A 13432-nucleotide genomic window follows, 5' to 3' on the forward strand; every position below is an offset into this window, starting at 1 on the left:
GCTTAAGTGAAAGCTGACTCATGATTAAATCCTTGATGATTAAGCCCAAAGCCAGTTTATTGGGAGTGGTCAGCATTAAAAATATTGCGACTTAGCATTCGTATAAGGACGAGGAAATATTGGTTAAACTTTCCAATCAGCACAATAACTCGCATTATATTGATGAGCGTGTTTTCCTGCTGAAAATTGCGGTGGTACTAATTTGTTTACCCGCAATGCTGGTATTGTATGGCTGGCTATTTGAAGGCTACCTGCTGGCATGGTTGTTCCCGTCCGGTATTTCCATGAAGGCCAATTCGGCATTTTGCTTTATTCTGGCCAGTATTGCGCTTGTGCTGTTTTTAACCCGCCATCCAACGGCCACGCTCGTTCAACGCATCCTGTCGCTGCTTCTGATTCTGACTGGCCTGATGACCTCTTACCAGTACCTTACGGGCATTAACCTGCCGTATATTGATTCGGTTCTGGTACAAAACCAGTTGGTTGAAAACAATATAGCCAATGGTCAACTGTATTTTAACCGGATGTCCCCACTGTCCGGCATTAACTTTATTTTAAATGGTCTCAGCATTTTTTTACTGACCTTCCGTAATTACCATATTTTAAATCTGGCCCGTATTATTATTATTCCGGTAATTTTAACCGCAATCATGGTCCTGATTGGTTATGCCTATGGGGTACGTGAGCTGTACCGCTTTGGTTTTTACGTGCCACTATCACCCTTGTCAGCCATTGCTTTTATTGAACTCAGCGTCGCCTTGATGTTTATTCATGCTGAACGTGGTTTTATGCGCCTGTTTGTGGGCCAGACCCTGGGCAGCAAGATGGTACGCTGGCTATTGCCCACCCTGATTCTGGTGTTTATTACCATTGGTTGGCTTTGCCGTCAGGGCAACCTGATGGGCTGGTACAATAACCAGTTTGAAGTATCCATGCTGATTTTCCTGACCCTGTTTTTGTCGGGTTGCCTGATTATCTGGCAGGCACGTGCCCAGCATGGTCAGGAGCTGTTGCGCCAGCGTGCCCAGCATGCGCTGGAACTCAACAATATTAACCTTGAGAAAAAAGTTGAGCGGCGCACGCAGGAACTGAAAAAGCTGATGGAAGACCTGGAAGCCCTAAGCCTGACCGACAGCTTAACGGGGCTTGCCAACCGGCGCGCCTTTGAACAACGCTTAAAAATGGAATGGCAACGTGCAACACGTTATGAGCACCCGCTCACTGTCATGCTGATTGATGTAGACCATTTCAAGCGCTTTAACGATGACTTTGGCCACCAGACTGGCGACCATGTGCTGGCACAGGTCGGGGCTATCTTGCAACAGGCGGTACGTACCACTGATCTGGCCTGCCGTTATGGCGGTGAGGAATTTGTGATTATCCTGCCGGATACGCCTCTGGATGACGCATTACCCATTGCCCACCGCATTCGTGAGCATGTGGCAGACTACCGCTGGGAAGCCCGTCAGGTTACGGTAAGTGTGGGTGTGGCACAGCTTAACCAGCAAAAGACCCCTAACCAGCTGGTGTCTGATGCTGATCAGGCGTTGTACCAAGCCAAGGCGGCTGGCCGTAATCAGGTCATTCATCTGGCCTGAGGCCATTCGGTAAAAATAATTGAGCAAAACACGCAACTAATGCAAATGTAAAATATCAATGGTGGGAGGTGTCCGAAAGCGTAAAGGCAAGCCCACCAGCCCAGTACCAACCGTCACAAACACCTGCGCATTTTTCACCTGATATAGGCCCTTTTTAAAGCCCAGCAGCGATACCCGGCTCAGCACATAGTCAGTAAGCCATGGTAATTCCAGTTGACCGCCATGCGTATGGCCTGACAGCATGAGCGGACGATATGGCAAGTCCGGCACCTGCGCCACGGTATCCGGATTATGCGCCAGAATGACCCACGGTTTATCTTGCGGCATAGCTGGCATGGGCTGCATATCTGCCTTGCCCGCCCACAAATCCCCAATTCCAATCAGGCGGATTTCATCCATTTCAATGATCTTGCCTTCGATGGGAATAATATTGGCCGCTTCCAGTCCTTCTTTAAGGACCTGCTGGATAGGCGGCCCCGGGATTTGTTCATCATGGTTACCGGGCACCGAATAAGCCGGCGCGATAAAGCCTGACAGCACTTTTAAGTCTTCAATCAGGCGGACATTGGGTTCATAAGTCCAGTCACCGGAAATTACAATAAAGTCTGGCTGCTCCAGATTCACCAGATTGACAATGCGCTTAAGCTGGCGTGCCCGTCCGGAAAACAGCCCAACATGAATATCGGCCAGTAATGCCACTCTTAACGGGTCTTGTAGCGGTGGCGAATCATGCAGGCGCACAGGGGTACGGCGGACAATCAGCAGTTGTGGCTCAACAAATCGCGCATAAATTAAAAACACCGATAACAGCAGCATGGGCACGGCCTGCCATGCATTTTGTAACCCCACTGACCATTGCCATAATGTCCATGAAAAAAACGGTAAAGTCAGGTACAGACCGTAATACACAAACAGTAAAATGAAAGTTTTAAAGGGTGAAATCGTCAAGGAATGACGGCAGCCATGGATAGCACGGATTACAGCATAGGCTGTCAGCAGCAAAAAAATGCCATTAAAAATAATCTGTACTGAAGCAGGGTCGGTCATTGTTTCTCCACTGGATTAAATCCCTAATACAAGTGTGCCTGGCTCATCATATCAACCGATAACACCGATCAACTTGAACACAAATCCACTTGAACTTGGGCACTTTCATTTCTATTTTGGTAAGACACATTTATTCATTTATTTTAGTCAAGCAGTGCTTATACTATGTAAGCATTTCGCAACCAGTTTAATGATTGTGTGTTCCTGATTTTTGGCTGTTAAATCATTATTTTCTTGATAAATAGGATACTTCGCATGGAGCGTCAGACGACCCCGGGCTTTCTCCTCCAGTGGCTGAAGCTTGCGCTCATTTTTTGTTTAGCTTCTCTGCTTTATGCCTGCTCCAGCCTGCCGCAACGTGTCCCTGTCACTCCCAGTTATTACATTTCTGATACTGGCAACACGCAACTGGGCCAGTTATTTGAAGCACGCAAGGCAGCCCATGAGGGTTTGACCGGCTACAACCTGCTGATTGATCCGATTGATGCCATTGCGGCGCGCCTAATGCTGATTGAAAAGGCCGAAAAGAGCCTGGATTTGCAATATTACATCTGGCACAACGATCAGGTGGGTGCGCTGGCGCTGGAAGGACTGTTGCGGGCGGCTGACCGTGGAGTCAGGGTGCGGCTATTGCTGGACGACAATAACACTGGAGATCTGGATGCCAGCCTGCTGGCACTAAACCAGCATCCCAATGTGGAAGTCCGGCTGTTTAATCCGTTTGTCTATCGCAAATGGCGTATGCTGAATTACTTGCTGGACTTTAGCCGTAACAACCATCGTATGCACAACAAGACCTTTATTGCCGACTCACAGGTGGCACTGATAGGCGGACGCAATATGAGTAACCAGTATTATGATGCTGGCGAAAGTTTTCAGTTTTCCGATATTGATGTGATGATGGTGGGTCAGGTGGTTCCTGAAGTAGCCAAGTCATTTGATGATTACTGGAACTATCCTATGGCCTATCCGGTTGTGCAGATGATTAAGGCCAAGGATCACCAGTTAACCCTCAAGCAGTTGCGCTTTCAGCTGGCGCATTATAAAGCCACCAGTACCGCACAAAACTACCTGAACCTGACCCGTGAACAGGCCGACTTTGATAGCTGGCTGTCTGGCGATGAAAAAATGCCATGGGTGCCTGCCCATCTGGTGCAGGATTCTCCAGAAAAAATTAACAAGGATGCCAAGCGCAGTGAACACCTGACTTTCCAGCTACAAAATCTGGTAGGCAAGCCGCAAAAGCAGCTAGATATTATTTCTGCTTATTTTGTGCCGGCCGATACTGGCACTGAATCGCTGATTAACCTGAAACGGCAGGGCGTGCGGGTGCGGGTACTGACCAACTCGTATGCAGCCAACGATGTGGGCGTAGTGCACGCCTTTTATGCCAAACGCCGCAAGGAACTTCTGGAAAATGGCATTGAACTATATGAATTTTTACCACAGGCCCGGACGGTAAAAAGCCGCAAGAGCAAAAAGAACCACATTAGCGCGCTGGCAGATGACAGCAACGACAACAAGGGGTTAAATGTCGGCGATAGCAGTGATGCCAGCCTGCATGCCAAAATGATGACCTTTGACAACCAGCAGGCTTTTATTGGTTCATTTAACTTTGATCCGCGTTCGGCCAACCTGAATACTGAAATTGGCGTGATTCTGGATAGTCCCACCCTGGCGACTCAGGTTTCCAAGGATCTGGATAATGCCATTATGAATATTGCCTACCGTGTGCGCTTAAATGAACGCGGCAAGATAGTGTGGGAAGAAAAAACGCCAACTGGCATCAAGGTACATACTCAGGAACCCAATATTAGCTCAGTCCGCCGCTTTGGCTTAAAGATGCTGTCCTACCTGCCGCTGGATGGCTACATGTAACCGGGCAATATCGTACTATTAGCCGCTAATAGTACGATTGTTTTTACAGCTTTTTAAGGCTGGAGTACCTGCTGTTGTAAGGCCAGCAGTCCTTCACTCATGTGGCGGTGCAATTCAGCCGTCAAGGACTCTACATCGTGGCCTTGCGGTGAAATGGCCGCTAATGGCATCAGATGGGCGCGTATTTTTTTAAGGGCCAGTACTTGTAGCAGGTGCGGCATAAAACCGAGATCGTCAATAAACGGAACCACCTGATCCAGTTGTCCCTGCTCGTTTACATAGCACAGCACCAGTGGTTGAATGGGCGTCTGGGTGGCAATGGCCGATGCCAGCAGTTTGCCATGCAGGCGCTTTACCGCACGGCCATCGGTAGTGGTGGCTTCCGGGAAAAAAAGCACTGGAAGTTTCTGGTTTAAAAAACCGGAAATCTGCTCTTTAACCACTACCGAATCACCAGAACCCCGCTTGATAAACAGCGTCCCCCCTGCCTGTGCCAGCCTGCCAAATATCGGCCAGTGCTGTATTTCGGCCTTGGCCAAAAAGAAAATCCGGGTTTGCGAACCAATTACTGCCACGTCCAGCCACGACACATGATTACTCACCCATAGCGCATGCTCGACAGGCATGGGCGCATGTACCGTAACCTCAATATCCAGTGCGTCACACAGGCCACGGCAAAAATAACGCACCATCCGCGTATGCTTGGGCTGGTTAGGCTGGCTAAAAGCACCTTCCCGAAACGCCAGTCCGAAGCCTTCATTAACCACTTTTAATAAGGCAGCCATATGTTTTAACTGCCTTAAGGTCAACTGGCCTTTGGTCTTTAACTGCTGAAGTTGCTTTAACGAATAAAAAGGAAATTGTGACGGAATTAAATTCAACATTTTCACCTGACGTGTGGCTAAAAGCGGCTTCCGTATCTCTACGGTTTTACGGTAATGACTTCAGTATAGTGCCATATTTTCGGGCCAAAATAATGAATGCCATTGTGGGCTCGTTAAAAATTGCCTGAATACCCGCCCCGCTCTTGCATCTGGCAAACCTTCCTGTTTTTTATATTTGATAATAATTATCATTTGCATTATTGCTGCTAATTATTTATTCTCAATCATCGCTTTTGCCCTATTGCCGAACTGACCATGGCTTATCAACTCCCCGAACTGCCCTATTCCTATGAGGCACTGGAACCGCATATTGACGCCAAAACCATGCAAATCCATCATACCCGGCATCACCAGACCTACATCAATAATCTGAACACTGCTATTGCAGGCACAGTATGGGAACAACTGCCTATTGAAAAACTGGTGGCCAAGACTAATGAATTGCCTGCAACGCTGCGTAACATAGTCATTAATCAGGGCGGTGGCCATGCCAATCACTCGCTGTTCTGGACAGTAATGAGCCCAACCGGCGGCGGTAAACCAAACGGTGCCTTGGCCAATACCATTGAACGGGACTTAAACGGGCTTGATACGTTTAAGGACACATTTACCAAGGCTGCCTTAAGTCGCTTTGGTAGTGGCTGGGCCTGGTTGAGTGTAACTTCGGACAAAAGGCTGGTGGTAGAAAGCACGGGCAATCAGGACTCACCACTGATGCATGGCAATACCCCCATTCTGGGGCTGGATGTGTGGGAACACGCCTATTACCTGAAATACCAGAACCGCCGGCCTGAATATATTAAGGCTTTTTACCATGTCGTAAACTGGGATGAAGTGGCCCGGCGCTATCAAGCAGCACTTGACGCTTAATGCGCCCCAGAATGCAGGTATTTATATGAAACCTAAAACTGATGCTTCAACTGATCCTGTAATAGCCGGAGCACTGGCTATGCCACGCTTATTCCGTTACCTGATTGGCACACTGATTTTGCTGTCTGGCGGTGCAGCACTTTTGGCAAGAACTTTGGCGCTTTTTTAATGAGATCTTTGTACAGGATGACATGAGAACACCGGATTAGACCACGTCAATATATGACCTGCCCTTACCCTGCTCACATAAATAATGCAGCACAACACAGCAAAATTGCTTAAAATAGCCCCTATCTAATTTGCTTTATACAGGTCAATTCATACGTGGAATATTTTGAGCGGCATCAGGGCGGTGAACGTGCACTGCTGGTTCACCTAAGCGTTTATCAGCTTGAAGAACTGGATGTCGAAGAATTCAAGCTGCTTGCCCAATCTGCCGGTGCCGATATTATTGACTTGATCACCGGTTCACGCCAGCGCCCCGACCCCAAGCTGTTTATTGGTAGCGGCAAGGCTGAGGAAATTGCAGCCCGTGTCCAGACAGATGACATTGATCTGGTAATTTTTGACCATACCTTAACGCCTGCACAGGAGCGTAACCTTGAACGGGTCATGCAGTGCCGCGTGATTGACCGTACGGGCCTGATTCTGGACATTTTTGCCCAGCGCGCGCGTACCCATGAAGGCAAGTTACAGGTTGAACTGGCCCAGCTTGAACATTTGTCCAGTCGTCTGGTACGCGGCTGGACTCACCTTGAGCGCCAAAAAGGTGGTATTGGCCTGCGCGGTCCCGGTGAAACCCAACTGGAAACTGACCGCCGCTTGCTAAGAATCCGGGTTAGCCAGCTGAAGGAACGTCTGGAAAAAGTACGCCAGACCCGCAGTCAGGGACGTGCTGCCCGCCAGAAAGCCGATGTGCCAACCATTTCACTGGTGGGCTATACCAATGCGGGCAAGTCTACCTTGTTTAACAAGCTGGCCAATAGCGATGTATATGCCGCCAACCAGCTGTTTGCCACGCTTGACCCAACCTTACGTCGCCTTGAATGGGATGGTCTTGGTACGGTGGTGCTAGCGGATACCGTGGGCTTTGTGCGCAACCTGCCGCACTCACTGGTCGATTCCTTCCGGGCCACGCTGGAAGAAACACTGGAAGCCTCTTTACTACTGCATGTAATTGATGCCAATAGCTCAGAGATGCATGAGCAGATTGAAGCCGTAGAAGCGGTACTCAAGGAAATTGGCAATAACGTCGCTGTGCTGCGGGTCTATAACAAAATTGATGCCAGTGGTGATGAACCCCGACTGGTCGAAGCCGCCCCCAACCAGCCGGATCGGGTGTATGTATCGGCCCATACAGGCGCCGGATTAAACCTGCTAAAGCAGGCGGTACAAACCTGCCTGATGGGCCAACTGCATGACTTTGAACTTACCCTGCCTGCCAGTGCAGGCAAGTTGCGTAACCAGTTGTACCAGCTCAATGTGGTCAGAAGTGAGCAAAATCTGGACAATGGCTATAGCGTACTTCAGGTTCATCTGGCGCAGGATCAGTTACAGCAACTGATTGGCAAGGCACAGCTTTTACCGCGCGATGTGCTGGCATCACATCAGGCTGCACTGTTTGAGCGACCGCTGGAACATTTTGAACACCTGCCTGCCAAGTCTACAGAGTTTGACGTAGCTGATGATTCAGTATTTGAATCAACCCCTGAACCACACGATGAGCATCACTCAGCAATGGCTCAGCAACAGGACGACTATTTAGACAATTCAACTGATGAGTCGCAGAAATAGCTGCTGTATTTTTTAGGGCTTTAACCGAAAAACCTGAACACTCATTTTATTAAACAACGTTGGGGTTAAACAGGGCGTTCACTCACTGCTTGTTAGCAAATGGTGGAATAGCCCTGCATCGGTTTAAGCGCTATGCTATTGCCGGGATTAATCGGGGTTATTCCTGTTTTACCCTTTACTTTAGGCTGTATCATGCTGTGGAATAAATACGACTGGCCTGCTTTAGTTGCAACCTTTGCCCTGATTGTGCTGGTACGGGAAAGCTGTGTCTGGTTGATGGGCCTGTTTGCGCATCCTGAGCTTGGCAATTTGCTGGGTTTACTGTTATTGCTGATAATTTTGATTATCTGGCGCAAGATCAAACCGCTGCCAATGCGCATGCTGGATGCCAACACCCACATCATGAAAGAAAGTGCGTTTGCATTTTTACCTGTTTCGGCAGGATCGGTCATTATGCTTATGCATTTGGGTGATGAGCTGCCATGGTTTTTGTTTATTCTGCTATTTAGCACGCTCGTGCCTTTGTGGCTATATGCACAAATGGCCAAACGCTGGATGAGCTTGGACAAGTGAAGCATTGCTTCACCCAAGCGCAAGATGAAAGCTGTGCTTGAATCGCAAGGATAAGCAGAGCCGCTTCGCCTTGCGGCATATATGCCTCATCTACCTGAATAGCGAAGATAAACAAAGCACTGTTTTGCAAAAAACAAAAAGCCTCGAATGATGTAGCAATGAAATTTGAAGCTGTTTCGTTCTCTGATTAAATAAGTAGTATTGCTAGGTAACACTGCAATGCACGTACTCTGCAAGAAAACCAAGGCCAAGCCAGATAAAGAGGTTTTATCACCATGTTACTTGTTATTGCTGGCTTTGCCCTCACCTTGGTATCGCATATTCTGGCACGGTTTTTAGGCCAGTATTTTCCGCGTCTGCCTGTTATTGTCATTGCCATGTTTATTGTACTGGCTTTATTGTGGCTGGTACGCTGGCCTTATGACCATTACATACAACAGGTAGACCAGCTATTCCGTCATTTGCTGGGCTATGTCACGGTGGCATTGGCCATTCCACTGGCTGCCATCCGGCTGGATGACGTACCCCTGAAGGCCCTGATTAGTCTGTTTGTGTTTGCTACGCTGACCAGTGTTGCTGTTCCCATGGGGCTGGCCTATGCCGTGCATTTGTCATCGCCAACCGTACTGGCCTTTGCCACCCGTGCAGTCACTACTCCGATTGCCTTAAATATTGCATCGTTGATTCATGCACCACTGGCCATGGTGACCCTGATTGTCATTTTATCCGGGCTGATTGGCGCTGCCCTATCGCCCATTATTTTGCGTAAACTGGATGATGAGCGAGCCGCGGGTTTGGCACTGGGACTGGCGGCCCATGCTATTGGTACAGTACAGGCATGGCAACGCGGGCCAGTTGCTGGTCGCTATGCGGCCTTTGGTATGGCAGTAAATGGCATCCTCACAGCAATCTGGCTACCGCTGTTAATCCTGAATTTGCCTTAAAAATTAAAATTACTCCATATAGCCATCAAAATATAGATATAGTTCCTTAATTTACAGATAATGATCGAACCGTTCACATAAAATAGTTGTAGGGAACCTTGTATTCGATTAAATTGTCTACAGATATATCAATGTTAAGTGTTGTTAATTAAATTAACTTCAATTGCCGGTGATCTTATCTGTCTGCGCGTAGACGCGCTGCCTCAAAAGTAACAGATCATGCGATCGTTGAAGGTTAAGGAGAACCTAGATGTTAAAATCGTTATCCATCGCTTGTGCAGCAAGTTTGACTTTCTTATGTGCCAGTGTTGCCCATGCAGGTGACCTGAGCGGTACATGGCGTACTATTGATGACAAAACCGGCTTTTCCAAAGGTCTGGTAGAAATCAAGCAGGACAGCACCGGCGCCTACAATGGTACCATTATCAAAGTCATTCCCCGTCCCGGCTATACGCCCAAGGACACCTGCCAGAATTGCCCGGCGCCTTATACCAACAAGCCCATGGTTGGCCTGACTGTATTGACTGGTCTGAAGCAAGATCCAAAAAATGAAAATAATTTCATTAATGCCAAAGTGCTGGATCCACTCTCAGGCAATATTTACAAAGGCAAAGCCAAGTTAAGCTCCGATGGCCGTCGCTTAAGCATGCGCGGTTATGTTGGGATCTCTGCACTGGGTCGCAGCCAAACCTGGATTCGCGAGGACTAATACACAGCCTTGCCATTCCCCGTTTGACATCACTGTCTTACACCACGGCCCAGATCAATCATCTGGGCCATATTTTTATCTTTTTTTCAGGATTAATTCATTTCCATGGCTAAATTTTTATCAACACTGGTCGTTGTCAGCTTAGCGCTTGCTAATTTCAGTCTGGCTCAGGCCGCTGATCTGACGGGCAAGTGGCGCACCATTGATGACAAAACCGGTTTTTCCAAGGCTATGGTTGAAATCAGGCAACAAGCCGACGGTTCGTATACCGGTACTATCATTCAGCTTATTCCCCGTCCCGGCTATACACCCAAGGAAACCTGCCAGCGCTGTCCGGCACCCTATACCAACAAACCTATTGTAGGACTGCCTATCTTGCAGGGTTTAAAACCAGACCCCAAACATGAAAACAACTTCCATGGTGCGCGCGTGCTTGACCCGCTGTCTGGTAACCTCTACAAGGGTAAAGCCAAATTAAGTGCCGATGGCCGCCGTTTTACCTTCCGGGGTTATGTCGGTATTTCAGCGCTCGGCCGTAGCCAGACCTGGCTTCGTGAAGATTAAACCGGCACATTCAAGCCGGCTAAATACTTTTCTTCATTGCAACTGGGTGTAATTATTAGAAAAATGATTATGTGCTTGTTTTGGTTTCAGCTACTATTAGAATAATTACTCTAATAGGATGCTGTAATGAAGAACTGGACAATTGGTTTGGCCTGTTTGATGAGTTGCGCCATGACTCATGCGGCTGATATTGCCGGGATCTGGCGCACTATTGATGACAGGACAGGCTTTTCAAAAGCACTGGTTGAAATCAAGAAACAACCGGATGGCTCGTATACGGGAACCATTATTAAAATTATTCCACGTCCCAATTACGCTCCCAAGGAATTATGCCAGCGCTGTCCAGCACCCTACACCGATAAACCTATTCTGGGCATGACGGTATTATGGGGTTTAAAACCTGATCCAAACCGGTCAAATCACTATACAGGGGCGCAGGTACTTGACCCTTTGTCCGGTAAGCTTTATAAAGGAAAGGCGAAGGTCAATGCGGATAACCGCCAGCTCAGTATGCGGGGCTACGTTGGTATTTCTGCACTGGGCCGCAGCCAGATCTGGGTTCGCGAGCACTAAGCACGCAACCGCACTGCCCAAAACAAATTTAACAGGAAGTTAGAAAATGCAAATATGGAAAATGGCGATTGCCTGCGTTGGCCTGCTGGGTTCCCTGGCGCACGCAGGTGATATTACAGGCACTTGGCGCACTATTGATGACAAGACAGGAATCGTTAGGGCACATATACAAATCACCCAGCAGCCGGATGGTAGCTATCTGGGCACACTGATTGAAGACTTCCCTGCACCCGGGGAGGCACCGCTGGTCAGTTGTAATAAATGCCCCCAGCCTTATACGAATAAGCCCATCATTGGCCTGCAAATTTTTAAGGGCTTCAGGGAAGATCCCAAGCACCCCAACTCCTTTATTGATGGGAAAGTGCTTGATCCACGCCATGGTAAACTTTACAGCGGTAAAGCCAAGCTCAGTTCAGATGGCCGCAAGTTGCGTTTACGCGGTTATGTTGGCGTGTCTGTGCTGGGCCGTAGCCAGACCTGGTTACGTAAAGAGTAATTTTGTTCTTGTTCAGCTTTTGTAGCAGGCCCTGCTAATGGCAACGAAATCTTCTAAACTGTAAGCCTTACAAACCAGATATTTTGTTGCCAGCATGGCTACGACCCGCTTTGAAAAACCCCGTATTGAAAAAATCGGGCTTTCTGACCATAGAAAAAATCAGAACAGAAAACTAGCCCTGAACAATACCAACTTACGTCTGGGCTTATTATTGATTTTCTTAGCCACCAGCGTGTGCATATGGCTGGTGTTTTATTGCATGTCGCCCTACTGGTACAGCCGGAACTTTGTTGATCAGTTGAGCCAGAACAATCAGTTGGTCACAGAACAGTTAATTCCCCATAGCCTGCTGCAGCCCTATCAGGCAGACTTGCTGGCCACCCGGCAACTTACTGCACAACAATGGCAAGGGCCGGGGGCGCGTTACCTTCAACAGGTATGGCCTACACTCGCCGAACAGCAAAACATGCATCAGCTCTTGCTACTTCATGTTAACAGTGCACCGCCTGATAGCATCAAGCGCAGTTACACACGCTTTCCATCCCGCTTTCGACTAACCCTGGGTGATACTCCACAAAATACCTTGTGGTTTGAATGGCAACGGGAATCCTGGAATAGCTGGACACTAAGCAAACTGTGCATTTATAACCCGCAACCGGTTGCTGAGGTAAATAATTGTTTGTCTTCCAGCCGGTAGGCGATTAATTGCCCACCCCACACGCAGCCGCCATCCAGCGCATGAATCTGTGGGGCAATATGTTTACCCTGTAACGCCGCCCAGTGCCCAAAAAACAGTTCTACCTGTTCGTTTAGCTGGTTTGGCCATTCAAACCACGGCTTAAAACCAGCAGGCATGGGTGCATTTAAATCATCTTTAAATTCAAATTCCAGACGGCCTTTTTCGTCACACAGGCGCATGCGGGTCAGGTAATTGGTAATTACCCGCCAGCGTTCATAACCCGATAAATTCTCCTGCCATGTATCAGGCTGGCTACCGTACATATGGCCTAAAAAAGCATCCAGATGATCCAGCTCACCAGCAATGACTTTTTCCACTTCCCGTGCATAGTGACTGGCCTGTGCCAGTGTCCAGACTGGTGGAATCCCGGCATGCACAATGACTGCATTGCTTATCGGCTGTAATAACAAGGGCTGTCGCCGCAACCAGTTTAAAAGTTCATTGCAATCCGGTGCTGCAAAAATGGGCTGGGTACGGTCTTTATCCTTTAGCTTTTGAAAACCTCGCCAGACAGCCAGCAGGTTTAAATCATGGTTGCCCAGTACTGTTCTGGCCGCCCCCAATTCAGCCAGTCGTTTTACTTCACGCAAGGTATTGAGTGAATCCTCACCACGCGCCACCAGATCGCCAGCAAAATAAAGGCAATCCTGCTGCTCATCAAAGGCAAGCAGATCTTTCAAAGCCTGTAATGCGGCAAAACTGCCCTGCAAGTCGCCAATAATGTACTGATACCGGTAGGCCATGCTGCATATCCTGATTGGTC

The 13432-nt window shown here is 48.3% G+C and carries 15 protein-coding genes; 12 read left to right on the forward strand and 3 right to left on the reverse strand.

Features of this window, described 5'->3' with window-relative positions:
* Nucleotides 1–119: 119 nt before the first annotated feature.
* Complete coding sequence (locus BKE30_RS02640; protein ID WP_076877126.1) at nucleotides 120–1598, forward strand: GGDEF domain-containing protein; 1479 nt, start codon at nucleotides 120–122, stop codon at nucleotides 1596–1598.
* 36 nt (nucleotides 1599–1634) lie between these two features.
* Here the strand turns inward: BKE30_RS02640 and BKE30_RS02645 are convergent, their stop codons facing one another.
* Nucleotides 1635–2645 carry a metallophosphoesterase gene (locus BKE30_RS02645; protein WP_076877127.1) on the reverse strand — a complete coding sequence of 337 codons (1011 nt, stop codon included), beginning with the start codon at nucleotides 2643–2645 and terminating at the stop codon, nucleotides 1635–1637.
* 255 nt (nucleotides 2646–2900) lie between these two features.
* On the opposite strand from BKE30_RS02645, the gene BKE30_RS02650 reads away from it, so the two are divergent.
* Nucleotides 2901–4523, forward strand: coding sequence for a phospholipase D family protein (locus BKE30_RS02650; RefSeq protein ID WP_076877128.1), 1623 nt, complete (start codon nucleotides 2901–2903; stop codon nucleotides 4521–4523).
* Nucleotides 4524–4576: 53 nt separating this feature from the next.
* Here BKE30_RS02650 and BKE30_RS02655 read toward each other — a convergent pair whose 3' ends face one another.
* On the reverse strand, nucleotides 4577–5407 hold the full coding sequence (locus tag BKE30_RS02655) for a lysophospholipid acyltransferase family protein (protein ID WP_076877129.1): 831 nt from the start codon (nucleotides 5405–5407) through the stop codon (nucleotides 4577–4579).
* Between the two features lie 255 nt (nucleotides 5408–5662).
* On the opposite strand from BKE30_RS02655, the gene BKE30_RS02660 reads away from it, so the two are divergent.
* The 10 genes from BKE30_RS02660 to BKE30_RS02700 all read left to right on the forward strand — a co-directional run bounded on the left by BKE30_RS02660 (nucleotide 5663) and on the right by BKE30_RS02700 (nucleotide 12627).
* Entirely contained in the window at nucleotides 5663–6277 is a 615-nt protein-coding gene (locus BKE30_RS02660; protein WP_076877130.1) for a superoxide dismutase, read from the forward strand.
* Nucleotides 6278–6302: 25 nt separating this feature from the next.
* Nucleotides 6303–6446, forward strand: a complete 144-nt coding sequence (locus BKE30_RS15940) for a hypothetical protein (RefSeq protein ID WP_158073148.1) — start codon at nucleotides 6303–6305, stop codon at nucleotides 6444–6446.
* 155 nt (nucleotides 6447–6601) lie between these two features.
* Complete coding sequence (hflX, locus tag BKE30_RS02665) at nucleotides 6602–8071, forward strand: ribosome rescue GTPase HflX (protein ID WP_083698403.1); 1470 nt, start codon at nucleotides 6602–6604, stop codon at nucleotides 8069–8071.
* Nucleotides 8072–8263: 192 nt separating this feature from the next.
* The gene (locus BKE30_RS02670; protein WP_076877131.1) at nucleotides 8264–8644 is read left to right on the forward strand and encodes a hypothetical protein; all 381 of its coding nucleotides are present in this window, start codon (nucleotides 8264–8266) and stop codon (nucleotides 8642–8644) included.
* A gap of 275 nt (nucleotides 8645–8919) precedes the next feature.
* Nucleotides 8920–9588 (forward strand): LrgB family protein, encoded by a 669-nt coding sequence (locus tag BKE30_RS02675; RefSeq protein WP_076877132.1) that lies wholly within the window; start codon nucleotides 8920–8922, stop codon nucleotides 9586–9588.
* A 250-nt stretch (nucleotides 9589–9838) separates the two neighbouring features.
* Complete coding sequence (locus BKE30_RS02680) at nucleotides 9839–10297, forward strand: DUF2147 domain-containing protein (protein ID WP_076877133.1); 459 nt, start codon at nucleotides 9839–9841, stop codon at nucleotides 10295–10297.
* A 105-nt stretch (nucleotides 10298–10402) separates the two neighbouring features.
* On the forward strand, nucleotides 10403–10861 hold the full coding sequence (locus BKE30_RS02685) for a DUF2147 domain-containing protein (protein WP_076877134.1): 459 nt from the start codon (nucleotides 10403–10405) through the stop codon (nucleotides 10859–10861).
* A 126-nt stretch (nucleotides 10862–10987) separates the two neighbouring features.
* Nucleotides 10988–11434: a DUF2147 domain-containing protein gene (locus BKE30_RS02690; RefSeq protein ID WP_076877135.1), complete on the forward strand. Its 447-nt coding sequence runs from the start codon at nucleotides 10988–10990 to the stop codon at nucleotides 11432–11434.
* Nucleotides 11435–11480: 46 nt separating this feature from the next.
* A complete protein-coding gene (locus BKE30_RS02695) occupies nucleotides 11481–11930 on the forward strand; it encodes a DUF2147 domain-containing protein (protein ID WP_076877136.1) in 450 nt (149 codons plus the stop codon).
* Nucleotides 11931–12024: 94 nt separating this feature from the next.
* Nucleotides 12025–12627: a hypothetical protein gene (locus BKE30_RS02700; protein WP_076877137.1), complete on the forward strand. Its 603-nt coding sequence runs from the start codon at nucleotides 12025–12027 to the stop codon at nucleotides 12625–12627.
* On the opposite strand, the gene BKE30_RS02705 is transcribed toward BKE30_RS02700, so the two are convergent.
* Complete coding sequence (locus tag BKE30_RS02705; protein WP_076877138.1) at nucleotides 12573–13412, reverse strand: symmetrical bis(5'-nucleosyl)-tetraphosphatase; 840 nt, start codon at nucleotides 13410–13412, stop codon at nucleotides 12573–12575. The genes BKE30_RS02700 and BKE30_RS02705 overlap by 55 nt on opposite strands.
* Nucleotides 13413–13432 lie beyond the last annotated feature (20 nt).

It is taken from the genome of Alkanindiges hydrocarboniclasticus (assembly GCF_001982605.1).
Taxonomy (GTDB): domain Bacteria; phylum Pseudomonadota; class Gammaproteobacteria; order Pseudomonadales; family Moraxellaceae; genus Alkanindiges; species Alkanindiges hydrocarboniclasticus.